Here is a 26,093-nt window from a genome sequence, read left to right on the forward strand (position 1 = left end):
GTAAATTGTCGTTCTCGCTGATAATTAAGCGATTGCGGTAGTGAAGTTTCTGCGATAGTCACTAGGAGTTGTTTTCAAGTGACGTAAGAACAAGCGGCGTAGTCCCTCGGTGCTTCCGATTCCGCACTCACAGCAGATTTCGTCCAATGTCAATTGGGTTTCCTCCAATCGCCGGCGTGCCATTTCAAGTCGTATTTTTTCAATATATTTTGCCGGGGTAATTCCGGTTTCTCGTAAAAAGACACGCGCGAAGTTTCTAGGACTCATAGAAACTTTCTCAGCCAAGAACGCTACGCTCAGCTCATCCTCCAAATGATCGATAATCCAATCTTGGGCAACTTTAATAGGTTCGTAATCCACCGTTTGATGCATGAGAATACTGCTAAATTGTGATTGATTTCCAGGGCGTTTTAGGTATAGGACCAATATTTTTGCTACCATAACGGCTATATCACGACCGAAGTCTTCTTCTACCATTGCAAGTGATAAATCCATACCGGTGGAGATACCTGCAGATGTATATAAATTCCCATCCTTGACATAGATGGCGTCTTTTTCTACTTTTATTTCCGGATAGAGCGACGCCATTTTATCGCAAACCTGCCAATGTGAAGTCGCTCGCTTGCCATTCAATAGGCCAGCTTCCGCCAAAATGAAAGCACCGGCACAAATGGATCCTATACGGCGTATTTTACTAATATTTTCTTTGAGCCAACTAGCGATTTTCTCGATTATGGAGCTACCGGCATTGCCTTTTCCGGCAAATAAGATGGTATCTATTTCGTAATCGATCGAGTCAATCCCTCCCTCGCAAACAATGGGCAAACCCGCCGATGTATTGACTACGAAGGATGAATCCGCCGAAAGGACGTGGGTAACATAGGCTCTCTTTATTTCGGGTTTATGCCCCCTGACGTAGTCGGCAGCTTTCGTAAAAACTTCCAAAGGACCTGCTATGTCTAAAATAGAAGTCATTGGAGGAACTATAATAACAATATGTTTCGTATTATCCACGCTTATTTTTTAAAGAGAACGAAAATAGGTAAAATGGCAGAAAATACAAAAATCATGTTTTTCTGCCATTACTAATTAATTAAAGTTTCCTTATAAACTAAGTAAGAATGACCTAGTTCGCCTGACGTTTGAATATCCACGTTGCAACAGGCATTGCTATAGCAATAATAGCGATGCACCAAATAAACGCCAACCAGGTCGAATTTCCAGATGGTGTTCCTGCCAGCCAAGCACGCATGGCGTTGATAACGTGTGTGAGTGGTTGATTTTCAGCGAAAAAGCGTAGTGCCTTAGGCATGGTGTGAGTAGGGACGAAGGCACTAGAGGCAAATGTCAGTGGGAAAATTACGACAAACCCTGTCCATTGTGCTGCTTCCAAACTTTTAACGAATAAGCCTAAGATGGCCGATAACCAGGATATAGCCAAAGTAAACAGCAAAGCAAGAACAATGACCAGTCCCCATTCAATAGGAGTGGTCATCCCCTAAGTAGATCAAAAGAATATTTTCCATCTTTTACCCACAATTGTCTATTTTTTGCGGATCGACGCAACGTAGTTTTGCAATACCACGGGGGCGATCATTTAACCAAAATAAATCTTTTATGCTACCAATTAAATCAAGTCTCAATCAGAAGGGTGCACGGACTTTGTCCAGGACGATTCTTTGTATCCTTTGCTTTCTCATTCCACTTGCATCAAGTGCACAGGACGACGGAGAACAACAAATACGAGGGAAGATCACCGACCCTGTAGGACAAGCTATTCCTGGAGTTTCGATTACGGTTAAGGGAATGTCTGCCAAAGGGACGTCTTCCGACTCGCAAGGTAATTTTCAATTAAGTGCTAACTCACAAGATGTGCTGGTAATAAGCGCTATCGGTTATATTACCCAAGAAGTAAAAATAGGTGAGCAACAGGTTCTCCATATTCAACTTGCAACCGATAATACAACGTTGGACGAAGTAGTAGTAGTTGGGTATGGTACACAAAAAAGATCAAATATAACTGGAGCAATTGCGTCTATTTCGGCTGAAGATATTGTGTCTGAGGGTTTTAGTAATGTTGGGCAAGCCATTCAAGGTAAAGTAGCCGGTGTACAAATAGAATCAGGGGGTGGCAATCCGGGATCGGGTGTGCGCGTACTGATTCGCGGAACAGGATCGTTGAACAATAATAACCCACTTTACATTGTCGATGGTGTACAGGTTGATAACATCAATAACATAGCACCTAATGATATTGCATCCATGGACGTGTTAAAAGACGCTTCTGCAGCCGCTATATACGGTTCGCGTGCAGCTAATGGCGTCGTATTGGTAACAACCAAGTCAGGTAAAAAAGGAGATCATATTATTGCGCTTAATGCTTATTATGGCTTTCAAAAATTGGCCAAGAAGTTAGACGTCCTCAATGCGCAGGAATGGGCATCAGTAAGCAATGCAGCACACGATAATGCTGGTTTAGCACGTCTTGAAGTTGCGGAAAACTATGCACAGTTAGCAGATGTAGATTGGCAAGATGAAATCTTCCACAAGTCGCCAATGCAAAATTACAATATGAATGCTGCCGGTGGGGGTGAAAATTATAACTATAGTATTTCGGGAGATTACCTTGGTCAAGAAGGGATCGTTCGTACCACTGGGTACGAACGATATAATCTGCGAATCAAATCAGATCTTACCAAAGGCCGTGTAAAGATTGGGGAAACTATTATTCTCTCGGACGAAAAATGGCGAAACATGTCTGGAGGTTGGGGAGGCCAGGGTGGCGGTCCAGTTGGTGCAGCTCTTAAAATGATTCCTGTTTTCGATATATACAATCCAGATGCCGTTGGAGGTTTTGGCGGAGCTTATGGTCCCGTGGTCAACGTAGCTAACCCTCTTGCTCAACTGCATTTGGATAGGCCGGAATACTCAGTGGCTAATGCTCTTATCAACGCCTATGCGGAGGTCAGTATTATTGACGGATTAAAATATAAATATAATGCAGGATATACCCGAACCTATGGGAAGGATTTCGCTTATCAGCATCCCTATGAAGTAGGTACCTTATTTATTAATCGAATGGCTAACCTCTATGAAAGACGTACGGAAAAACAAGTTATCTTGCAAGAGCACACGTTAACGTACGATAAACAGTGGAACAAACATAGTTTACAGGGAATGGCAGGTTATACCTATCAGAATACAAGATATCGGGAGCTGAGCGGGCGTAAAAGTGGTATGCCCCGAGGAATTGAGGTGCTTGATGCCGGAACCACTAATACTGTTACAGGCAGTAATGCGCTCGAGAACACCTTAATTTCGTATTTTGGAAGATTAATATATACCTTTGATGACAAATACACGCTGACCGCAATTATCCGCAGAGATGGTTCCTCTCGCTTTGGTGAAGCCTATAAGTACGGTAATTTTCCTTCTTTAGCGGCCGCTTGGAATGTGTCGAACGAGTCGTTTTTCAAAGATGCCGTTCCGGCAATCAGTTCCTTCAAGATTCGGGCAGGTTATGGCAAGCTAGGTAACCAGGAAATCTCAGATTATCAGTTCCTGGCCAATATAAACCCTAATATCAACTATGTCATTGGAGCAGATCAACATTTGATGCCAGGTGCAACACAGGTGGCTTTTGCTACACCGGATATACGATGGGAAAGCTCGGAAACGTACAATGCGGGTATAGACTTAGGGCTCTTCAATAACAAGCTATCGGTGATCGCTGATTATTTTGTGAAAAATAGCAATGATATACTTTTGCAGGTTCCCATACCCTTATCTACCGGAGCCAGTGCCGCCAGTCCGTTTATCAACGCAGGGAGCATACGTAACAAAGGTTTTGAAGCAGATCTTTCCTTTGCCGATGAAAAAGGTGATTTTTCTTATGGCATTAATGCCACTTTTTCAACAATCTCGAATGAAGTGTTGGCACTCGGCACCGGGTCTCAACAGATTTTTGGGGGGCAGCCAACTCATCACGGCGCTTCTGCAACGGTAACGCAAGCGGGTTGGCCAGTTGGAGCTTTCTATTTGATTCATGCAGATGGTATATTTCAATCAGAACAGGAAGTACAGCAGCATAGCTTAAATGGTCAACTGATTCAACCGAATGCTAAACCGGGAGATATCCGTTTCAGGGACCTTAATAACGATGGTAAAATCGATCAAAATGATCGGCAATATGCCGGGAGCCCGAATCCTAAATTCAGCTACGGATTTGGGGGGAATTTGCGCTGGAAGAATATCGACCTCAACTTGTTCTTTCAGGGTACTTACGGCAACAAAATATATAATGGTTTACGCCAAGATTTAGAAGGCATGAACTTAGAGTTTAATTACCTGAAAACTACGCTAAGCGCATGGACTCCACAGAACACGAATACAAATATGCCTCGGGCAGTGATAAATGACCCGAATCTTAATAGCCAAACCAGCGACCGTTTTTTAGAAAGCGGATCCTACCTGCGACTTCGTACAGTACAGCTCGGCTATACACTTCCATCTGCCACATTGGAGCATTTGAAGATAAACAATTGTAGATTCTACGTGAGTTTGGATAATGTTTTCACGATCTCAAAATATAAAGGCTATAACCCGGATTTGGGAAGGACGGGGAGCGTTTTAAATCGAGGAGTTGATTTTGGGCATATTGCTTATCCATTGGCACAAACTGCCATGCTAGGTGTACAGGTTTCTTTTTAAAAGCTAAATCTAAGAAAATGAATATTGAATATATATCACAAGTAAAGCGTGTAATTACCGCTGTGTTGATCGTCAGTGTGATGATATTTGCAGTAGGCTGCACGGATAAACTGTCGTTGGAAAATCCAAATACGCAGACGGATGCTAATTTTTGGAAAAATGAAGAAGACGTATTAAGCGGCCTTGCCGCTACCTATAAAGTGCTAAAAGATATTAATCGCGGATATTTCGGAGTAAGAGGGGTGGAACTGTCAAATGGGAGAGGCGACGATTTTTTTATCAGAAATGATGTGCAGTCTCTTTATCAGTTATCTACTTTTACTAATAATCCTACTACTACAACCCCCAGAGATATTTATGACGGTTTCTTTAGAGGAATCTTTCGGGCAAATCAAGTGATCGAAAATACGCCTAATGCATCGATTGATGAAGCAAAAAAAGCAGAGCTAATAGCAGAAGCGAAGTTTCTCCGTGCTTTGAACTACTTTTATCTGATTATCAATTTTGGAGACGTACCGCTTATTTCTTCTGTACCGAAGGAGCGCGAACAATATTTTGCGCCCCCTGCCAATCAGACAGACCTTTGGAATTTTATAATTGCGGATCTTACAGAAGCGAAGAATACGTTGCCGCTCAACTATTCGGATGTTTACATTGGTAGAGCAACCAGCGGAGCTGCCATTGCGCAGTTAGGGAAAGTTTATTTATATATGGAACGTTGGGAAGATGCAGCAAACGAGTTGGACATTATAACGAAAGCTCCTTATGATTATACCCTGCTGGATGATTACGAGCATAATTTTATGGCCGCCTATGATAACAACAAAGAATCCCTGTTTGAGGTTCAAATGCAAAATGTGGGCGGACCGCAACCTTGGGCAGGAGAGAATGCTAATGAGTCGCAGGGCACCACGGTGGCACAGGAATTCGCACCGGCCGAAGTTGCCGGTTGGTTTGAAGCTTTTCCTACCAACAAGATATTCCAGGCTTTCCAACAGGAAAAAACAGCGGATGGTGATTTCGACGCACGTATGTATGCGTCGTTGGTATGGGACTACCCAGGGGCCTTGTATTACAATCGTCCTTTTTCAACAATTAAGAAACAATTCGGCTTCAATGCCATGATTCGTAAATACCAAAATTGGAGAAATAATGATGAAGGAATTTTTATTTCCGAGAATAATGAAAAAGTCATTCGCTTTGCAGACGTTTTGTTAATGCGGGCTGAGGCTTTGGTGCAATTGGGGCGGATAGAAGAAGCATATCCGCTTATAGACAGAATAAGAACGCGTGCTAAACTCGCTCCGCTTGCGGCGGGGAAAAACCAGCAGGCTATGATGATAGAGATTATGCATCAGCGCATGCTCGAGTTTTTTAGAGAAGGATTGCGATTTTATGATTTAAGGCGTTGGGGTAAACTAGCGGATGAAATAGCGGTAAGTGATAAAGAGGGCCGACAGTTTTTAACGCTTCCACGCCATGAACTGTTTCCAATTCCACAAGATGAGTTGAATACAAATCCAAATATGGTTCAAAATCCCAATTGGTAATGTACCAAATGAATACGAAAATTTAAAAACGATTATAATGACCATGAATAAATTGCTCTTACTTTCTTGTTTTGCGTTGTTCGCAGCTTGTAAGGTAGACAAGTCGACGCAGAGCCATCTTGATCTGACAGGTGAATGGACTTTTTCATTGGATACAGCGGATATTGGCGAAAGGGAAAAATGGTTTACAAGGCGTCTAAAGGAAAAAGTGAAGCTGCCAGGCTCAACCACTACAAATGGTAAAGGCTTCGATATAGATGTCCATACACCTTGGACGGGGGGCATCGTTGATTCTTCTTACTTTACGGATACAGCGTATGCTCGCTATCGTAAGGCAGGGAATATAAAAGTACCGTTTTGGTTGCAACCAGTGAAATATTATAAAGGGGCTGCTTGGTATCAAAAGGAGATTCAAATACCTGATAGTGCTTATCAGGAGGGTGCAGAGCTTCTCATCGAGCGGGTCCATTGGGAAAGTTCGGTTTGGTTAGACAGCATAAAGCTGGGAACTGAAAATAGCTTAAGCACGCCGCACCGCTTTTTGTTTAAAGGGAGTCTCAAGCCTGGAAAGCATTTGCTCACTATTCGTATTGACAATAGGGTTAAAACCATCGATGTTGGTCCCAATGCACATAGTATTACTGATCATACCCAAACCAACTGGAATGGAATGATCGGAAAGATGACCTTGAAGCCATTGGAAAGACTGCGTGTAGAGAGTTTACAGGTTTTTCCTGATCTATCAAAGAAAACAGTGGCTGTCCGTGCACGTATTGTAAATATAAGTCGGCCGGTAAACGCTTCTTTGACACTTTATGCAACAGAGAAAGCGGGCGAGAGATTGAAAGACGTGCAACAAACATTAGTTCTCACAGGTGGTGTTAATGAAATAAAAATAGACTATCCGATGGGAAATGCCGTTAAGACCTGGGACGAATTTAACCCCAATTTATATACCATGATAGCTAGTTTAGTGGTAGAAGGGAAGTCCTTTGGGTATCAAACAGACTTTGGGATGCGTGAGATAGCCCTTAAGGGAAAGGAAATCACTTTAAACGGACGGCCTGTTTTTTTACGTGGTACACTGGAAAGTGCCATTTTTCCACTTACAGGATATCCGGCAACGGACGTTGCATCGTGGGCGAAGATTATCAAAACCTGTAAGGCCTACGGGTTAAACCACCTTCGTTTTCATTCTTGGTGCCCTCCGGAAGCAGCTTTCAGAGCCGCCGATAGCCTTGGGATGTATCTTCAAATAGAATGTGCATCATGGGCAAATCAGGGTGCTACGATCGGAGATGGCAAACCCCTGGATGATTATATCTATCGTGAAAGCGAGCGGATCGTGACACAGTATGGAAATCACCCCTCATTTTTAATGATGGCGTACGGAAATGAACCTAGCGGAAAAAATCATGTTGCGTATCTTCGAAAATTTGTGGAGACGTGGAAAGCCAAAGATGGGAGGCGTTTATACACTACCGCGGCGGGTTGGCCTGCCATTGCAGAAAATGACTACAACAACATACCGGAACCGCGAATACAATCCTGGGGTGAAGGATTGAACTCGATCATTAATAAGCAAAAACCGAGAAGTGATTACGATTGGCACGAGCGTATTGCTCAATTCGACATTCCTACGATCAGTCATGAAATTGGCCAATGGTGTGTGTATCCGGATTTTAAAGAAATAAGCGCCTATACAGGCGTAATGAAAGCAAGAAACTTAGAGATTTTCCGCGATCGCTTACGCGAAACCGGAATGGACACTTTAGCTGATCAGTTTTTGCAAGCATCAGGTAAGTTGCAGACATTATGTTATAAGGCCGATATTGAAGCGGCTCTGCGAACACCTGGTTTTGCGGGCTTTCAACTATTAGATCTGCACGATTTTCCCGGTCAAGGTACGGCTTTGGTAGGTGTGTTAAATGCGTTTTGGAAGGATAAGGGCTATGTAGATGGTAAAACTTATAGGCAATTTTGTAATAGTACCGTACCACTGGCACGTTTTCCCAATTTTATATATACCAACGATCAATTATTAAAAGTCCCCATAGAAATTGCTCATTATGGGGCAGAAGAAAAAAGCAATGTGAGCGTAAAATGGCAAATTATTGATGAGGCACAGCATGTTTATGGTACCGGAAGTCTTTTGATGAATACGCTGCGGATCGGAAACAACCAACAAGCCGGTGCCGTCACTATGAATTTGAATGAGATAAAAGAAGCGAAGAAACTCACGCTTATAGTGACCTTAGGTCAATACGCGAATCAGTGGGATTTCTTCGTTTTTCCAAAAACGCTGCCAAATGTAAATAGCGAAGTGTATGTGACAGCTAGCTTTGATCAAAAAGCAAGGGAGCTACTGGCAAGCGGAGGTAAAGTGCTGTACACTTTAAGAAAAGGTGTTCTTAAGAAAGATAAGGGAGGCGATATCGCTTTAGGCTTTTCAAGCATTTTTTGGAATACAGCTTGGACGCGTGGACAGGCGCCTGTTACGCTTGGCCTCCTCTGCGACCCCCAACATCCGGCATTTCAACATTTTCCAACGGATTTCCATTCCAACTGGCAGTGGTGGGATGCAATTACTCATGCCGATGCTATGCGGCTCGATAGAATCGATCCAACGTTAAAGCCTATTGTTCGCGTAATTGACGATTGGTTTACGGCAAGACCGTTAGGATTAGTTTTTGAGGCCAACATAGGAAAGGGTAAACTGATCGTGTCTGCAATCGATTTATTGACGGACCGTCAAAACAGGCCGGAGGCTCGTCAATTATTATATAGCCTTAGTGCCTACATGCAGTCATCTTCCTTCGCTCCTAAGACAACATTGCAGGAAAATGAGATTGCTCAGTTGACACATAATAATAAATTTTAGATGTACCACCTGCCAATATGTGGGGGTACATTTTCCAGGACACTTAGGCCTAATTGATGTTAGCTTTTAACACGTTAGCCACTTCCTTTTGTGAGGTCATTCCAGGTACAATATGGACATGATGCTCATTTTCCTGAAAAGTTAATTGAAAAAGTATACCTTGAGATGATCTATTGAATAAATGAGAAATAGGGCACTTTATTCTTTTGTTATAATATGTATTTTTAGCACCTACGTTTGCAGGCAAAATAACATGTCAGATGTCTAAGATAATGAAGCTCGACTTTAATAAGATTACCCCGTTTTTTGTCGTATATTTAGGAATGTGCCAAATTCTTTTGGCTCAACATACAAATGCCGTGATCCCTGGTGATTTTGCAGACCCATCCATTATAAGACAAGAGAATACCTATTATGCGATCGGTACATCGAGTGAGTGGGGACCGCATTTTCCGATTTTTAAATCTACTGACTTGAACAACTGGCAGCAAGTTGGTTTTTTGTTTGAAGACGCTCCAAAGTGGACCAAAGGATCATTTTGGGCTCCCGAGTACTATTTCCATAAGGGAACCTATTATGTTTATTATACAGCTCGAAGAAAGAGCGATGGTGTTTCCTGTATTGGCGTGGCAACTTCCAGATTCCCCGACCGTGGCTTTAAGGATCAAGGTGTTTTAATAGAATATGGAAAGGAAGCAATTGATGCTTTTGTTGTGAACGACAATGGACAGTTATATATCACGTGGAAAGCATACGGTTTGGACAAAAGACCAATTGAAATTTTAGGGTGTCAACTGTCAGACGATGGACTTTCTTTAATGGGGAAGCCTTTTACCATGCTAAAGGATACAAGAGGCGCAGGAATTGAGGGGCAAAGTATTTTAAAGAAGGATCGCTATTACTACTTGTTTTATTCTGCCGGTGCCTGTTGTGGTCTCGAATGCACCTATAATGTAAGAGTGGCACGTGCAGAAGCAATCGAAGGGCCTTATGAAGAATATGATAGTAATCCTATTTTAAGTGATTTAGACGGTTGGAAATGTCCCGGACATGGCACTTTTGTTGAAGATAAGGACGGAAAATCCTTTTATATATATCATGCTTATAATAAGAAGAGCCACGTTTTCACAGGAAGGGAAGGGCATATTTCCGAATTAGCATGGAAGGGTGAATGGCCAGTCTTTGGTAAGGCCATTTCAGCCAAACTTGCCTATAATGATAGCCATCATGATTTTAGAAAAAACGAAGAGCAGGCCTACTGGCAATGGGATTTTCGAAATATGCAACCACAGATTCAAAGGCAAAATGGGCAATTACTTCTTTCAGGGAAGTATGATGTAGCAAGCAGCGCCGGAATAGCGCTAACTTTAAGACCGTATAGCGTTGCTTATGAAATCAGTACACTCGTTCTAAACAATAATGAAGCAATCAAAGGATTGGTTGTTTACGGTGATGAAAATGCGTCAATTGGAGTTGCGAGCGAGGGTGACGAGGTGGTTTTCTGGGTAATAAAGGACGGAAAGCGAGAGGTGCTCGATAGGCAACCTTTATCAAAAAAGCAGTACCCGGTTTATTTAAAGATGCGAATATCTCCTGATTTTACCTGTAGTGCATATTGGAAGCAGTCTAACGAATGGCAAGAATTAGTTGGCAAAAATTACAAATATGCAATTGATTTTTTGCCACCTTGGGATCGTAGTCCCCGGCCCGGATTAAATTTTAAAGGACCGCAGGGTAACGAAGCGGCATTTCAATTCTTTAACCTGGACTATCTAGAACCGTAAGGTGCGATTGGTTTTTATAAATATAGTCATCTTCATGTTTATTACATAAAACCACTGTTTCGTTACAATGTTCTGTTTTTGGCTTTTGCGGTGATAATAAAGTGTTTATATTTGAAATGGACGCCGAAGCGAAATTATGTTGATTTATTTCAGATAGCTGAATCGTAATATAAAATCTCTCATCGAAAATTTAATCGCAAGCTATGGAAACGTTGAAATTTATGACAGACATCAATTCACCTATGGAAATGGGCCGTATTAAGTCTATTCTTGATAAGTTTTCTGAAATCCGAGAATGGAAAATTGATTTTGACTCTATTTATAACCTATTGATAGTCCAGGCAATTAACTTAAAGGGTGCCGTGTTGGCTGAAGCGCTTCACCGAATGGGCTATAATGCCACTTTGCTATATGAGGAATAGCTTTACAAAAGCTATTCCCCGCGTCTAGCTAAGCACAAATTTTTTATCCTTTAGTTACATTAATAACGGAAACCCCCAGCTAATTTTATTGTAAATGATAGGTTGAGCGTGCTTGTATATTAGGCCATTATTGTAGCTCTAATGAGAAAAGCCGATTGATCGTGTTTTATAATCGATCCTTCATTATTAGTTTATCAATGTTAAGCTCGCTTATATGGAGTTTGCCGATTTTTCCGGTTTTAATTCGCAACAGGCCTATAGCTATTGCTCCTATTGCAAGGGCCCCAATAGCCATTGCCCCGATAGCGATTGCGCCAAGGGCAACACGACTAGCCGCGGCCTGTCCAACGATATTGTTTTTAGCGGTGTTTTCCAAAAAAAGTTTCCTTTTCATCCTCGTACTTTCTTTTGATTTATTGATTTTTTCTATCTCCTTGATTTAGCAACAACATTTTAAAGAAAGATAAGTTTAATAGGTTTTGTATTAAGCAAATTGTGCGTTTCACTTGGGATTAACTTATCAAATGAGTCAAATCGCAGTTATTTTGATACATTATAGTTGTTTTAAACTCCATAAAATTTTGTTATTTAGCTTTCGATGCTAATCATAGATCATTCAGACCACTAATATGAGACAGGAAATGCGCTTACCCCTTATCGTTACAGGCTTCTTCTTTATCCTTCTTTGGTTCGGAAACTTATATGCTCAGGAGAAGCCCGAAATGTACTTTACTGATCGATCGTCGGGAAAACCCATTGCTAAAGATCCTAAAGTAATATATTTTAATGATGCATATTGGATGTATTATTCCATTCCTGGCAAAGAGGGGAAGGGTTGGCATATTGGTATTGCAAAAAGCAATAATTTGATCGATTGGGAGAAAGTTGGAACATTGAATAAAATGTCGACTTATGAGCAAAATGGCTTATGTGCTCCCGGTGCCTTGGTACGTGGTGACACCATTCACCTTTTTTATCAAACATATGGCAATGGTCCTAAAGACGCCATCTGCCACGCCTATTCCACTGACGGAATTCATTTTACTAGAAATAACAGTAATCCAATTTTTAGACCTACAGGTGATTGGAATAATGGTCGCGCAATCGATGCAGAAGTTTGTTTTTTTCAAGAGCAATATTTTCTCTTTTTTGCTACACGAGACCCTAAAGGTGAAATACAGATGCAGGGAGTTGCTGTTGCTCCTAAGGGCACTGATTTCAGCAAAGCGCATTGGAAACTAGCTCATGATGGTCCTATTTTAAAGCCCGAGCTGCCTTGGGAAGGTAGCTGTATTGAAGCTGCTTCTGTGATCGAAAAGGACAATACCTTATATATGTTCTATGCAGGAAGTTATAACAATGATCCACAACAAATTGGATTGGCAAAAAGTGAAGATGGAGTCCATTGGAAACGTGTAGTACAGGAACCTTTTTTGGCAAATGGCAAGGCCGGAACCTGGAATCAAAGTGAGTCCGGCCACCCGGATATCTTTAAAACAAAAAATGGAAAATACTATTTGTTTTTTCAAGGAAATAACACCGGAGATGGGCTGTCCTGGTATCTTTCGAACATACAATTAAAATGGACGGAGGCATTGCCGAAAATTCATAATTAAACCACACAGCAGGTTCCAACCATTCAATAGGCAGATGGCTCTTTAGAGATATATTACGCCTCGTCCAAAATAAGGCGATGTCCTTTCGGATGTGAAACTATCGAACGACCATAGGGGTAACGAACTTCTTTGTGCTCATTTTCTATTTGTTTTTAAATGATTGTACAAAGGTGGTTGGTTAGGATTGATACATTTAGCTCAATTAACGATAGTTGTAGGTAAACGGAGAATCTTTCTTTGTTAAGTGGTGGGTTAGTCGTTGAGCTCGTTCATCAGTATGTTTTTTAATAGAATGGATTGAACAATCCATATATGAAAGTAGCTTGAAGCTAATAAGCTCCAAGCTAATCTTCTGCAAAAAGAAAAATCGTTTATGCAGCGCCTCTTATTACTCTCAGTAGTATAGCAATAATAGCAATAACCAACAATACGTGAATAATTCCTCCCTGAGCGTAACCGCCAAAAAAGCTAATTGCCCAAATAATAACGAGCACAACGGCTACAATATAAAGTAAATTTCCCATAGGTTTTTAAATTTTAATTTAAATAAGATGTTATCTAATAAATAAGCAATTGGCCAAAATTGTTTTAAAAAAAAATAGAAATGTATTCTTGCAGGGCGTACTTGAATGACTAGGCGATGCCGCTATCAGCCAAGCTTCCGAAATCGCACTTCGCTAAACACTTTAACTCCCTAATTGTTAGCAAAGAAAAGAACTTATTATGGCTGATAATAAAAACGAGTCATACCTTCCTGTGCCTTGGGAATATCGCGAGGTAGTAGAAGAAGAGATCAGTAAAAGAAGTAGGGGTAAAATTTTCTTTTTCGACGCAAACAATCAAGTTGCTGAAGCAAAGGGGAGTGTCACTCGCATAGAAGAGAAGAAAAGCGAAGGCGTTTTTGTGGTTTTGGATACAGGGAGTGAAATACGCATAGATAGAATAATAACGCTGTTTGGTAAAATCGGGGCTGCTTACAATGAATATGATGCATATGCCAATGCCTGCCTGGATTGTTTGGGTGGATATGAAAAGGAAGATCTATAGAAGAGGATAGACTATCGTCAAAGACTTGCTCCTGAAAATGGAGAGAAAATTTAGACAGTGCTATGTGAGGAAGGTATAAACGGATCAACGATGTTCTCCGTTTAAGTAATCCATTTGAATTAAGTCAAACTTCAATCTGACGCAGACTTATTAATTGTTACAAACAATTCGCGTAAAGACGAAGTTTTATAATAGATCCAGATAACGAGTAAATCTATCTACAGCAACAGTAAAAATAAACCAATAAAATCATCACTATGAAAAATGAAACAGGCACAGAGCCTAAATTTAAAACAAAAACTTCTGTAACAGCAGAGCCCGCGTTAAGGGCCTTGTTCCTGGACGGTATCATGGATATCTACTGGGCAGAGAACCATTTGGTCAAAAATCTTCCTAAAATGGTTAAGGAGGCTACTTCTCCAAAACTTGCTACGGCAATTCAAAATCACTTAAAAGAGACGATAGAACACGTCGCTAGGCTCGAGCAGGTGTTTAGTTTACTTGGCGAAAAAGCAATTGCTAAAAAATGTGATGCTATGGAAGGGTTAACCAAGGAAGGAGAAAGCATTATCGAAAGCACCGAGGCACAAACCGCGACGCGAGATGTAGGCATCATTTTGGCCGCACAAAAAGTCGAGCACTACGAAATTGCCAGCTACGGGGGGCTTCAGCAGCTCGCTGTTACTTTGGGTTTAAATGAAGTAGCAAATCTCTTAGAGCAAACCCTCATCGAAGAAAAGACTGCTGATCAATTATTAACTGACGTGGCTGAAAATGATATAAATTATCAAGCCGCGGAGGAAGCTTAAAGAACAAAACAAATGGCTAAACAAAAAATAAAACAATCAAAAGATCAACCTGTGAATAAGAAGATCGAGGAATTAGAGCCAGATAAGGAACAGAGTACCGGTCAATTCCTGACTACTAATCAGGGTGTAAAAGTTAATGATGATCAAAATTCGCTGAAGGGAGGTGAACGCGGTGCGACACTTTTGGAGGATTTTATACTACGCGAAAAGATCACGCATTTTGACCATGAGCGCATACCCGAACGTATTGTGCACGCCCGTGGTTCCGGTGCTCATGGAGTATTTAAACTATATGAGCCCTTGAATAAATACACCAAGGCACATTTTTTAAATGATATGACAGCAGAGACACCTGTATTTGTCCGTTTTTCAACAGTGGCAGGGTCTAGGGGATCAACAGACTTAGCTAGGGATGTCCGAGGATTCGCTGTAAAGTTTTATACACAAGAGGGAATTTTCGACTTGGTCGGCAATAATATGCCCGTGTTCTTTATACAGGATGCTATTAAGTTCCCTGATCTAGTTCATGCCGTAAAACCGGAGCCGGATAATGAGATTCCACAGGCGGCTTCTGCACATGACACGTTCTGGGATTTTATCTCCCTAATGCCTGAATCGGCCCATATGATTATGTGGCTCATGAGCGACCGGGCGATTCCGCGCAGCTATCGGATGATGGAAGGTTTCGGTGTTCATACCTTCCGTTTTATAAACGAAAAGGGAGAGGCCAGCTTTGTAAAGTTTCACTGGAAACCATTGTTAGGAGTCCATTCAGTGGCATGGGATGAAGCACAGAATATTTCGGGTAAAGATCCTGATTTTCATAGACGGGATTTATGGGAAGCGATAGAAAGTGGGGCCTTCCCCGAATGGGAACTGGGCGTACAAATTGTGCCGGAGGCAGACGAATTCAAGTTCGATTTTGATCTTTTAGATGCTACCAAGATTATTCCGGAGGAGTTGGTGCCTGTAAAGCGTATTGGAAAGATGACATTGAACCGTAACCCGGATAATTTTTTTGCCGAAACGGAGCAAGCTGCTTTTCATGTAGGTCATATTGTACCTGGGATTGATTTTACTAATGATCCTTTACTCCAAGGACGATTGTTCTCTTACACAGATACACAATTGATTCGTTTAGGTGGTCCCAATTTTCATGAAATTCCCATCAATAGATCGATCGTACCTATCCATAACAACCAGCGGGATGGTTATATGCGACAGCAGATAAACAAAGGCAAATCCAGTTATAATCCGAATTCATTAGGTAACGGAGATCCTATACAAGCGAAAGCTTCTGAAGGCGGGTTTGCAAGTTATCAGGAACGTATTGATGCAAAAAAAGTACGTGCACGGAGTAAGAGTTTTTTCGATCATTTTAGTCAGGCGCGTTTGTTTTTTAATAGCCAGTCCGACCCGGAGAAAAATCACCTAATTGATGCTTTCTCCTTCGAACTTGGTAAAGTCAAAACCGTTGCCGTAAGGCAACGGATGATTGGTATTTTGTCCCTAATCGATAAAGGGCTTGCTTCAGAAGTGGCCTACGCGCTTGGCTTAAAAGTACCTCAAAAGCCTGAGCAACCTATCAATCATAGTATTCCTGCCGATGGTAACGCCGCTGATTATCAACCGACGCAGGTAGAATCTTCACTGGCTCGTTCAGAAGCGTTGAGTATGAAAAATACAGTTAAAGATCGCATTATTTCAAGGAAGATCGCTTTTCTAGTAGCTGATGGAGTAAATGCGCAATCTATAAACAACATGAAAACTGCTCTAGTCTCTGAAGGAGCTGTAGTGCATATCATTGCGCCGAGACTTAATGCAGTCGTCAGTATGGACGGAGAGGAGGTGCCAGTTGATGAAAGCTTTTTAACAGCAGCCTCTGTTTTGTATGATGCCGTTTATGTGCCTGGAGGTACAAACAGCGTTGCAACGCTTGAAGCCGAGGCAAATGCCGTTCACTTTTTGAATGAAGCCTTCAAACATTGCAAAGCCATTGCGGCTGATGAACAAGCCATACAGGTGCTCGAAGCAACCTACTTTGCGAATAAATTACCCGCTGATTTTTCTGAAGAGACGATATTGGCCGAAGGTGTTGCAGTAAGCTCCGACCAGAAAAAATTAGCGCGGCTGTTTATAAAGGCCATTGCTTTACATCGATTTTGGGAACGGGAGAAACCACGGCAGGTGCCTGCGTAAAATAGATAAAGCCATCTTATAGGGATGGCTTTATTCAGTAATATATTTTTCGATTATTGTAATGGCCTCTTCGTTGCCCTGTTGAGCAGCTAGATCAAGTACGGTTAATCCTCTTTTTTCGAGAATCGTGACGTCGGCTCCATGATTAAGTAATAATTCAACCAAATTATTTCTCCCAAATAGGGCAGCAAACATGATAGCCGTCCCACCATTTCCATGCTGTATGTTTAAATCTGCGCCATGGCTAATTAAGAGCTCGGCGATATCGGGATACCCTTTAAAAGCAACGCCCATCAGAGCGGTATTGCCGCCAAAATCTTGGGCGTTAACGTCTACGCCTGCTTCAAGTAGCAGCTTTGCAGCCGCATATCGGTTATTATAACATGCAATAATGAGTGGTGTGTAACCTCTTTCGTCCCGCTCATCCAGGTTTGCTCTCTCGGTGATATATGCTTGTAGCTGCTGTAAGTCGCCTATTCTTGCTGCGTTGATTAGGCTATTTATTTCCTTGTTCATGAATTAACCAATTGATTTAATACTTGCACGATTGAGTGGTAAACCGTCGACCTTACAGTGGATAACGCATACTTTGCTGAAATGTTTGGTATCACGTTATTTGTTAATCGCCTGCTCAAGTACCTTATTAATTGTTTCTGAAATTCTCGTGAACCTCAAATCTGTTAAATGTTGTACCATCATTGTTGCTTCGTGATCGTTACCGATTAACTGCTTAACTGTTATAGAAAAAATGTCTTTATTTTTTTCGTTTTTTAAAGCTGATAAATTCGAAATACTTTCATTTTGCCGTGTTACATTATTGCCCACCTGCCCAAAATACCCGTTTTCCCTAATTATACTTTCGATCAGCACACCACCCATTTATTCAAATCAATACCGGGCTTCTTCTTTCATAGTTTTAAAAAATCAACACCTTTTGACAAAACAGAAAAAGATATCAGTCACATAAATATACATTTTTCTGTGATTGTTTTGTGCCGAGTAAAGATGACAGACATTACTAAATTTGTTCTATAAACAAAAGGTCGGATGGCCGAGCGGTTAGGCAGAGCTCCGCAAGAGATCCCAGAGTGGTTCGAATCCACTTCCGACCTCAAGTCAGAAAAATACTTCTATGTACTTTCTCCACTAGTTGGAGTTCACCTGAATTAATTAAACCGCCCTTGATCGCATCATAAAGGACGGTTTTTTTACATCAATTCTTATAGCAATTTAATAGGTGAAGGCTAGCTTTGATATTCCACGTGTTCAGTGGTACAGGTAAATTTTTTTCATTCTGTTTGGCCGTCCTTTTTTGAGATTTAAGGACGGCTTTTCTTATTTCACCCTAATCTGTCACAACGATATTTGAAGAACAATTCATTATAAGTTCATTTGAGCTGCCTCTTTATTTTTTGAAGAGGTGGCTTTTTTTTCTTATACGGTATTAATTTCAGAAGCCTACCTTTATCGGTAGCAAGTAATATAATAATTAATGTGTTAGACTACCGCTCAAATTTTGAGCGGTGGTTTTTTCTTTATTTTCTTAAAATCTTTTCCATCGTCTTGCCTTTAGCCAGTTCATCCACCAATTTATCCAAATAGCGAATCTTCTGCATGAGTTTGTCTTCAATTTCTTCCACGCGATATCCACAGATAACACCTGTGATTTTTGAAACGTTCGGATTTATTTGTGGCGCTTGAGCAAAAAAAGTTTCAAAATTTGTTTTATCGTCGAGGTGTTGTTGCAGCGCGTCTTCATCATATCCGGTCAGCCAGTATATTATTTCGTCAACTTCCGCTTTCGTACGACCCTTTTTTTCCGCCTTTTGTATATAATGGGGGTATACGCTGGCAAAAGACATTTTGTAAACTCTTGTATTATCCATTTTTTTCAAGTTATTGCTCAGGGGCACTTGTGTACTTTAATACTACACCGCCCGTCAAGAGCTGTTGTGTTGATACGAGCGATAAATTTTTTGACGAAATTCCTTGTTTGAAAAGAGGTCTTCCGCTTCCTAAAATTATAGGTGCAATACCAATACGGTATTCGTCAAATAAATTGTCATTTATAAAAGTTTCTGAGAGATTAGCGCTACCAAATACATATAGATCCTTAGCACTTTGCGTTTTGAGTTTGCTAATTTCTGCCGAAGCATTACCGCTGATTAATTTGGAGTTATTCCATGTTGCCATTTTCAATGTTGTCGAGAAAACAATCTTCGGTATACTGTTCATAAGGTCGGCAATTTCCCCTTTAGCTTTCGTCCAGTGAGCGGCCATACCCTCATATGTTATCCGCCCAAAAATAAGATAATCCGCTGCGTGCAACTGTTCGAGGCTTAATTTTTCAAGTTCTTGCCCCCATACACTGTTATGAAAACTTAGGTCCCAATGTTGGCTACCTTCAAAGTAACCGTCGAGGGTGATGATGTTCCACATTATTAACTTGGTCATTTTTTTATTTTTTAGATCAAAATTGGTTCTGCTTATTGTGTTTTTACAGTGATTTACTTACTTCAAATATACAGAACAGCAAAATGGATACAAAGATAGGAGTATAACTTATTCACATGCATTACACGTTTTAAAGAAAGGTGAAATGCAAGAAGCAGATTTGAATAAGCTTGTGGAAGTAAAAGCAGGTGAAATAAATATGATAAATCTATAAATATAAAGCAATTAACCTTATCGGACTTTGACAGCATGATAGTAATGATTTTCACCATCGTCTTCAAATTCTTCTATCAAGGACAATCCAACAGCCGATAGTATTTCTTTGTATTTTTTCGTGCCAAGCGATCTTGATTGTTGTCCGGTAAGGATATCCGTCCATTCGCTTATTGAAGATGGGGCCGTGAATAACAATTTACCGCCAATCCGCAGTACTTCGGCCATCTTCCGTATCACCATGGCTTGGTTATCCTTGGGTAATAAAAATAATAACCCCCATGCGATAATGGCATCGAAACTACGGTTAAAGAATAATGAATCTTCTACCTGTTCACAGGCAATAGGGCAATGTGGGAAGTTTTTCCGAAAAGCTTGAGCTAATGTAGGTGATGCGTCCACTCCGTAAACCGACATGCCTTCATCTATCAAAACTTTCGTAATCGGAATGCCCGTTCCACAACCGAGATCTAATATAACTGAACCTTTAGGAAGTGTTTGTGCCCACATGCTGACGGAAGATGCACCGATTCCGTCAACAATTTGCCCACGAACTTCACTAAAGGTCTTCGCAACTTTTTCATAACCATTTGATTTGTCCATTTTTATTTCTTGGGTGTGAAGTTATGCCATTTATAGCCCTGTAATAAAAATAAAGAAAATATCAATCAAATTGAGCAATGAAACATCCTTTTAAATTAGCGCTTTTAAAAGAATAGCCAGATCATTGTTCATAAATCTTAACGGGTTAGGCAATCTTAATTAAGCCAATGGGCAATAATATCATGTCATTACGTTATAATAATAAGTACATCTATTAAAATAGGAAAAAATGAAAGCATTTAACAGAATTAGAAGAAGGTATAATACAGCTTTGGGTGCATTTGCATTGCTATTAATTGTTTTGAGCAGTTCAGTCGTATATGGTCAAGCACCCGTCCAAACGCAAACACCGCAGGTAAAAGAAGATTTTAATGAGCAGGAGTTGGATCGTTTCCTCAATGCCAATCAAAAGATAACCGCGATTCAGACAGAAGCACAAGGCGAGATGATGAAAATTATAGAGAAGGAAGGAATGTCGGTAGATAAATTCAATGCCATGGCAGAAGCGCAACAAAAGCAGGACAGCACCGCTGCGAAGCAAGATCCGAAGGATCTGGCTGTATTCCAAAAGGCGGCAGAACAAATAAATGGCATGCAGCAGGGGTTGGAAGGAAAGATGACCAAGGCGGTCGAAGAAGAAGGCTTAAAGGTCGAGACCTATTTGCAGATTGCACAAGCCTATCAACAAAGTGAGAAAGTCAGGGGGATATTAGATAAGAAGATGAAAGAAAAACAGAACTCCGTACCCAGAGCGGAGCAGAAATGAGAAATCTGCCACCTTATAAGATAGAACGATTTATCTTATTTGAAGAAAATGTAAAAAGGCTTGTGTTCAACAAGCCTTTTTACATTTTTACCTATATTTCTCTTTGTCTAACGAATTAAAAGCCCCAGTATGATCTCTTCGCTTACCTTCTTGTTCCGGTAGTGTAGAAACTGCCTTAGTTAAGTACCAAGGTATTTGGTGTCAATACCGCCTTTCTGTACAGCCTTTAAACCTTCACATCCTCGATGCCTTTTAGCTGTACCGTATCAGTGCAAGGCGTGAATTCAGATCGGTTAAGTTTTCCTAATGCAATCCATCGTAAAGCGTAAAGAAACGGTGTCAAAATAATTTGTGGGAATCAGAATTAATCTATTCTTTTGTATTTGGAATTAATCTAAATAAACAGTAATGAAAATAACACTACACGTTCAGTTATTCGTAACCCTTATACTGACAAGTTTGGCTGCCTTAGCGCAGCAAAACGGCGTTGTTCGCGGAACAGTTTTAACATCAGACGGAAATCCGGCACCGTATGTATCTGTTGTATTAACTGGTACTGGCCAAGGGGCCGTAACCAATACCGGGGGAGAATATAAAATCAGTAATGTAAAACCGGGAAATTATATCCTGAAAGCCACCGCAGTTGGAGCAAATAGTGAAACACAATCCGTTGCGGTGAAGCTGGGAGAGACCGTTACCGCCAACTTTAATATTACTTATAATTCAGCACAACTACAGGAGGTTAATATAAAAGCAGGTCATACCAATAAGTTTGCTGTTAAAAAGACAGATGCGTCAGCAAAAATGCCGCTGCGAAATCTGGAAAATCCACAGAATATTTCCATTATTTCAGGTGATTTACTTGCCGAACAACAACTATTTAGGGTGGAGGACGCCCTAAAAAACGCTCCAGGCGTCCATAAAATGTGGGATGCAGTAGGGCGAGCCGGAATTGGAGGTCCAATTTTCAGCCAACGAGGATTCATAACGAATATAAAAGCTCGCAATGGCATATCGGGAAATGTTGCTTCAAGCATTGATGCGGTGAATATCGAACGCATCGAAGTCATCAAAGGCCCATCAGCCACCTTATTTGGTAATACAATTACTTCTTATGGCGGATTGATTAACAGAGTCATGAAAACACCGTATGATAGTTTGGGAGGCAGGATAGATTACAGTACAGGAAGCTTCGGGCTCAATAGAATATCCGCAGATGTCAATACCCCCATGAATGCCGATAAATCTGTATTGGTTAGGGTAAATTCAGCTTATATAACACAACATTCTTTCCGTGATGCAGGCTTTAGTAAAAGCTTTGCTTTCGCTCCTAGTTTAAGTTATAAGGTAAACGATAAGCTGAACTTTAATTTAGACGCAGAAATCTTTTCAGGGAAAGCCAACGACTTTATGGGCGTTTTTTTCTATGGCAATACCGTGGATAACTTAGGTACGGACCGGATCGATGAGATTAACATCGATTATGACAAAGCATTTCTCAATAATAGTTTATATAACAAATCCGAAAATATCAATTTATTCGGTGCGATGAACTATCAAATAAATAAGGACTGGAAATTACAAACTAATGTATCGGTAACCAACAGCTCTTCGGAAGGTCGAACACCTTATTTAATGCTCGTTCCTAACGCTTTGTTGGGGATCGCTACTCCTGGAGCGAACAACCTGGCACGAATGGTGTGGTCGCCGAATGGAAGCGATCATGCAATAGAAATACAGCCTTTGTTGCAAGGTGATTTCAAAATAGGGGGGATGAGAAATAGGCTGACTGTGGGACTGGATTATTTTAAGTATAAGAGTAATATTTCTTATGAGCGTTTTATCAATGTATTCGGCGGTCAACAGACGCCTGATTTCTTTGATCTCGTGCCTGCTACAGGACCGGCACCAAACTACAACGACTTTAACGAGGATAAAGTTTCAACCTTATACGGAACTAAACCTTCATTAAACTACGAACCAAATTCAAACACCAATACCTACAGTGCCTTTATGTTTGATGCACTCAATATTACGGACAAACTGATTGCATTAGCAGGAATCAGGATTGACCGTTTCTTTAATAGGGGCATTTATAATGCGACCACCGATATCACTTCTGATAGTTACGCTCAAACGGCATTCTCGCCAAAGTTCGGTTTGATTTATCAGGTTGTAAAAGATCAAGTATCGGTATTCGGTAATTACCAGAACGGTTTTACAAATAAAACGGGCGTTGACTATGAAGGTAAAAGCTTTAAGCCTGAAGAGGCCAATCAGCTAGAGGGTGGCGTAAAACTGGACGCATTTGGTGGAAAATTATCGGGTACTTTTAGTTATTACAATATCAAAGTGAAGGATATCGTTCGCCCTTACGCGCAAGTACCAAATCAAAACATTCAGGATGGCACCCAATTAAGTAAGGGTTTTGAAGCCGAGATTGTAGCCAATCCAATTAACGGACTTAATATTATCGCCGGTTATGCCTATAACGACAGTAAATATGAAAAAATTGATGCAGATGGTGCCAGTGGCGGCTTAAACGGTCTGCGACCCGAAACTTCAGGCCCCACCCACTTAAGTAATCTATATATAAGTTACCGTATTCCTTTCGGGTTAGCAGAAGGGTTGGGCATTAGCTTTGGTGGTAACTACGCCAGTAAAAACTACTTGGTCAATTCAGTTGCAGCTGGAAAAATCTATGCACCCGCTTACATTGTTATCAATTCATCCATATTTTACGACCTAAAGAAATTTAGAATTACCTTCTCAGCCAATAATATTGGAAATGAGAAATATTGGACAGGTTATTCCACATTCAATTCACAAGCACCGCGTAACTTCATTGTGGGCGCCGGGTTAAAATTTTAATTATGAACATCCAGCATAGAATCGCCTTTATCTGGCTTATGATCGCACTTTGTTATCTGTTTCACAGCAGTTACCACTTTAGCCAGGCCGTATTTGGTATGGACATAAAAATACCTGGCGCTACGGGTAAAGTTCCGGTAAGTATGCACCTGATGCGATTTGTGCTTGAAGTGTTCAGCATGCTGTTAGCCTTATTAACACTCTATACTAAAAAGAAAGGTTTCATATTGTTCCTTTTTACCTGGGCGATTATGCTACTCCTTTTAAATGTGTTTCATTTAGGAGAAACAATCTACAAAGAATCAGATAATATCTCACAAGTCGGTTTGCTCAGTTTTGTAGTTGTAGCTAATTTCTTTTTAGTGCTTGACGTTAGAAAGTGGAAGATAGCCGAAACGTAATACTGTCCGTTGTCAAAAAGGAGATGAGATTCCCAAGGTGATTTGCTCGAATCGCCAGCTCCGCTCTAGTACAAACTTAAATTAAAGCCGTCTTCAAATAGACGGCTTTTTTAACAAACATGCTCTACAGATACGGAAAACAGTAAATCAAACAAAAAATTGTCGAAAATTTGTTATGTTCAGCGGGTCGAAACTTGTATTAGCAGAACAACAAACTTCAATAAAGATTACCAAGTTGGGTTAACAAGCACTTCGTCGCAGAAAATCCACTGAGCGGCTTCTTGGTCGGCAACTACTTTGATATACCGTCCTTCCATTTCACATTTGTCAATCCAAGCAAGATCGATCCAGCAGTCGTGACGGTCATTTGAGCTTTGTTGCATAGACACTGTCTTAATTTTTTTGAAGGTTTTTCCACTCTTTGAAATATAAAAGCTCACCGTCGTTGGTAAGGCGATACCTGCGGGTCGGTAATGAAGAAATCGGGCTGCCATGGACTGTATTTTAGCATCCCTTTTCAGATCGATCACTACGTTCATTTTACCATGCTCGAAACCCTTCCAGCTCGACTGTTTATAATCTTCCTGCCCTAAATGTCCATCCGTTAGATCACCTTGATCGTAAGTATCGGACGGTACCGTTTCATATTTTACAAATGCCCCCTTCGCCACATGAGCGACGTCTCCTTTGAATGTTTGCTCCAGCAATGGCCAACGACCTTTCCTTTGTCTCCATTCCGTAAAATCGAGATAGGATTGTGCAGATGCAATGGGTTGTCCAATCGGCATTGTTGAATGAATATCATCGATTATTCCGTAAACGGAAAAGCTGATGGTCTGTTCGGCACCTGCCATAGTGGCGCCTACAATCTGTGATAAATAGCGGGGGAAGGCGGCCGGAATTAAAGCCGATTCCCGCGAATTATCCTCTTTTTCCCAGGTAAATGACTCAACGTTCGACCAAAATTGGATACCGTTGTTTTTATGGATTTCGCCCAATTTTTTGAAGTTTGCTTTCATTCTCGGCATTGGCATTGGCTCGCGCACGCAGCCAACCTCATCTTGGTAGGCAATGATATCGACCTTCAACTTTTTAATTTGTTCAGCAAATTTCGGATTATCGATATCAGCATGGCATATACCATAGGGGGAGATCATAATTTTACCATTCGGCGTTAAACTACGCGCCATGGCCGTTAAGGTATTTGCTGCATCAATGGCGTGGTCCGGAAGTATAGGTTCCATACTATCTTCAACCGGTAAATACCAGCCAAAGAACGATTTGCGATGACTGAATAGTTCGGCCGTTTCCTTCATGATCTCTTGTTGAATCGCCTTGATCTTTGGGTCGCGGATATTATCATCCTGATCAATGGCCCAGCCGCAACTCATAAACACATGCATGTTATACTGATCTGCGGCCTCCATGATTGCTTCTACGGGGCTTAGCTGCCCGTTTGGATAAGCAGGCGCCATAAAACGCGAGGGGTAGAACGATTTTTGTTCATTGGCGACAGCCATTATGACCAGATAGGAAAGTCCCATATCCGCGTATTCTCTAATCTTTGTTTTCCAGAAATTTGGAGCAAGATAGTTTACGTGTGCCGGATTCATGTATTTATTTCGCACATCCTGATAAGGTATATTGATCCAAGTTCCTTTTAAGGGCTTTATCGTTTGTGCCGTCCCGTGATTTCCGATAATCATCGCTAAAGATCCAAAAGCAAGCAATTTTTTCAAAAAACTTAATTTCATTCTATAAGGTTTA

General features: G+C 41.0%; 22 protein-coding genes and 1 tRNA gene. 13 read left to right on the plus strand and 10 right to left on the minus strand.

The features are described from left to right. Positions 1–24: 24 nt before the first annotated feature. Together M1D52_RS06685 and M1D52_RS06690 are read right to left on the minus strand one after the other, a co-directional pair. Complete coding sequence (locus M1D52_RS06685; RefSeq protein WP_437391889.1) at positions 25–1,014, minus strand: GlxA family transcriptional regulator; 990 nt, start codon at positions 1,012–1,014, stop codon at positions 25–27. Between the two features lie 112 nt (positions 1,015–1,126). Beyond that, positions 1,127–1,495: an ABC transporter permease gene (locus tag M1D52_RS06690; protein WP_437391890.1), complete on the minus strand. Its 369-nt coding sequence runs from the start codon at positions 1,493–1,495 to the stop codon at positions 1,127–1,129. Positions 1,496–1,617: 122 nt separating this feature from the next. On the opposite strand from M1D52_RS06690, the gene M1D52_RS06695 reads away from it, so the two are divergent. From M1D52_RS06695 to M1D52_RS06715, 5 genes are all read left to right on the plus strand, one after another. Then, complete coding sequence (locus M1D52_RS06695) at positions 1,618–4,710, plus strand: SusC/RagA family TonB-linked outer membrane protein (protein ID WP_437391892.1); 3,093 nt, start codon at positions 1,618–1,620, stop codon at positions 4,708–4,710. 17 nt (positions 4,711–4,727) lie between these two features. Next, positions 4,728–6,260 (plus strand): RagB/SusD family nutrient uptake outer membrane protein, encoded by a 1,533-nt coding sequence (locus tag M1D52_RS06700; RefSeq protein WP_437391894.1) that lies wholly within the window; start codon positions 4,728–4,730, stop codon positions 6,258–6,260. Between the two features lie 43 nt (positions 6,261–6,303). Beyond that, complete coding sequence (locus M1D52_RS06705) at positions 6,304–9,141, plus strand: sugar-binding domain-containing protein (RefSeq protein ID WP_437391896.1); 2,838 nt, start codon at positions 6,304–6,306, stop codon at positions 9,139–9,141. A 260-nt stretch (positions 9,142–9,401) separates the two neighbouring features. Beyond that, positions 9,402–10,925 carry a glycoside hydrolase family 43 protein gene (locus tag M1D52_RS06710; protein ID WP_437364635.1) on the plus strand — a complete coding sequence of 508 codons (1,524 nt, stop codon included), beginning with the start codon at positions 9,402–9,404 and terminating at the stop codon, positions 10,923–10,925. Positions 10,926–11,128: 203 nt separating this feature from the next. Next, on the plus strand, positions 11,129–11,347 hold the full coding sequence (locus M1D52_RS06715; RefSeq protein WP_013668270.1) for a hypothetical protein: 219 nt from the start codon (positions 11,129–11,131) through the stop codon (positions 11,345–11,347). A 166-nt stretch (positions 11,348–11,513) separates the two neighbouring features. Here M1D52_RS06715 and M1D52_RS06720 read toward each other — a convergent pair whose 3' ends face one another. Then, positions 11,514–11,741, minus strand: a complete 228-nt coding sequence (locus tag M1D52_RS06720; protein WP_013668269.1) for a hypothetical protein — start codon at positions 11,739–11,741, stop codon at positions 11,514–11,516. A 235-nt stretch (positions 11,742–11,976) separates the two neighbouring features. On the opposite strand from M1D52_RS06720, the gene M1D52_RS06725 reads away from it, so the two are divergent. Next, a complete protein-coding gene (locus M1D52_RS06725; RefSeq protein WP_165446995.1) occupies positions 11,977–12,963 on the plus strand; it encodes a family 43 glycosylhydrolase in 987 nt (328 codons plus the stop codon). A gap of 371 nt (positions 12,964–13,334) precedes the next feature. Here the strand turns inward: M1D52_RS06725 and M1D52_RS06730 are convergent, their stop codons facing one another. Continuing rightward, entirely contained in the window at positions 13,335–13,487 is a 153-nt protein-coding gene (locus tag M1D52_RS06730; protein WP_013668267.1) for a lmo0937 family membrane protein, read from the minus strand. Positions 13,488–13,686: 199 nt separating this feature from the next. Here M1D52_RS06730 and M1D52_RS06735 point away from each other — a divergent pair, with 199 nt between their 5' ends. The 3 genes from M1D52_RS06735 (at position 13,687) to M1D52_RS06745 (ending at position 17,018) form a co-directional block, all read left to right on the plus strand. Further along, positions 13,687–14,010, plus strand: coding sequence for a hypothetical protein (locus tag M1D52_RS06735; RefSeq protein WP_130856537.1), 324 nt, complete (start codon positions 13,687–13,689; stop codon positions 14,008–14,010). A 257-nt stretch (positions 14,011–14,267) separates the two neighbouring features. Continuing rightward, entirely contained in the window at positions 14,268–14,819 is a 552-nt protein-coding gene (locus M1D52_RS06740) for a YciE/YciF ferroxidase family protein (RefSeq protein ID WP_013668265.1), read from the plus strand. Positions 14,820–14,831: 12 nt separating this feature from the next. Further along, positions 14,832–17,018: a catalase gene (locus M1D52_RS06745; protein ID WP_437391897.1), complete on the plus strand. Its 2,187-nt coding sequence runs from the start codon at positions 14,832–14,834 to the stop codon at positions 17,016–17,018. A gap of 30 nt (positions 17,019–17,048) precedes the next feature. Here M1D52_RS06745 and M1D52_RS06750 read toward each other — a convergent pair whose 3' ends face one another. Both M1D52_RS06750 and M1D52_RS06755 read right to left on the minus strand, forming a co-directional pair. Then, complete coding sequence (locus M1D52_RS06750; RefSeq protein ID WP_289552279.1) at positions 17,049–17,534, minus strand: ankyrin repeat domain-containing protein; 486 nt, start codon at positions 17,532–17,534, stop codon at positions 17,049–17,051. A 96-nt stretch (positions 17,535–17,630) separates the two neighbouring features. Then, the gene (locus tag M1D52_RS06755; protein WP_437391898.1) at positions 17,631–17,897 is read right to left on the minus strand and encodes an SGNH/GDSL hydrolase family protein; all 267 of its coding nucleotides are present in this window, start codon (positions 17,895–17,897) and stop codon (positions 17,631–17,633) included. A 162-nt stretch (positions 17,898–18,059) separates the two neighbouring features. On the opposite strand from M1D52_RS06755, the gene M1D52_RS06760 reads away from it, so the two are divergent. Then, positions 18,060–18,130 (plus strand) — tRNA-Cys (locus M1D52_RS06760). Between the two features lie 423 nt (positions 18,131–18,553). On the opposite strand, the gene M1D52_RS06765 is transcribed toward M1D52_RS06760, so the two are convergent. From M1D52_RS06765 to M1D52_RS06775, 3 genes are all read right to left on the minus strand, one after another. Beyond that, positions 18,554–18,904, minus strand: coding sequence for a DUF2200 domain-containing protein (locus tag M1D52_RS06765; RefSeq protein ID WP_437391900.1), 351 nt, complete (start codon positions 18,902–18,904; stop codon positions 18,554–18,556). Positions 18,905–18,914: 10 nt separating this feature from the next. After that, on the minus strand, positions 18,915–19,472 hold the full coding sequence (locus M1D52_RS06770; protein ID WP_437391902.1) for a dihydrofolate reductase family protein: 558 nt from the start codon (positions 19,470–19,472) through the stop codon (positions 18,915–18,917). Between the two features lie 231 nt (positions 19,473–19,703). Beyond that, a complete protein-coding gene (locus M1D52_RS06775; RefSeq protein WP_013668260.1) occupies positions 19,704–20,288 on the minus strand; it encodes a class I SAM-dependent methyltransferase in 585 nt (194 codons plus the stop codon). Between the two features lie 229 nt (positions 20,289–20,517). On the opposite strand from M1D52_RS06775, the gene M1D52_RS06780 reads away from it, so the two are divergent. The 3 genes from M1D52_RS06780 (at position 20,518) to M1D52_RS06790 (ending at position 24,326) form a co-directional block, all read left to right on the plus strand. Then, positions 20,518–21,054 (plus strand): DUF4168 domain-containing protein, encoded by a 537-nt coding sequence (locus tag M1D52_RS06780; protein WP_437391904.1) that lies wholly within the window; start codon positions 20,518–20,520, stop codon positions 21,052–21,054. Positions 21,055–21,462: 408 nt separating this feature from the next. Further along, a complete protein-coding gene (locus M1D52_RS06785) occupies positions 21,463–23,925 on the plus strand; it encodes a TonB-dependent siderophore receptor (RefSeq protein ID WP_437391906.1) in 2,463 nt (820 codons plus the stop codon). 2 nt (positions 23,926–23,927) lie between these two features. Continuing rightward, the gene (locus M1D52_RS06790; protein ID WP_437391908.1) at positions 23,928–24,326 is read left to right on the plus strand and encodes a hypothetical protein; all 399 of its coding nucleotides are present in this window, start codon (positions 23,928–23,930) and stop codon (positions 24,324–24,326) included. A gap of 227 nt (positions 24,327–24,553) precedes the next feature. On the opposite strand, the gene M1D52_RS06795 is transcribed toward M1D52_RS06790, so the two are convergent. After that, positions 24,554–26,080, minus strand: coding sequence for a DUF4434 domain-containing protein (locus M1D52_RS06795; RefSeq protein WP_437391909.1), 1,527 nt, complete (start codon positions 26,078–26,080; stop codon positions 24,554–24,556). Between the last annotated feature and the right edge of the window lie 13 nt (positions 26,081–26,093).

This window comes from Olivibacter sp. SA151 (assembly GCF_054130995.1).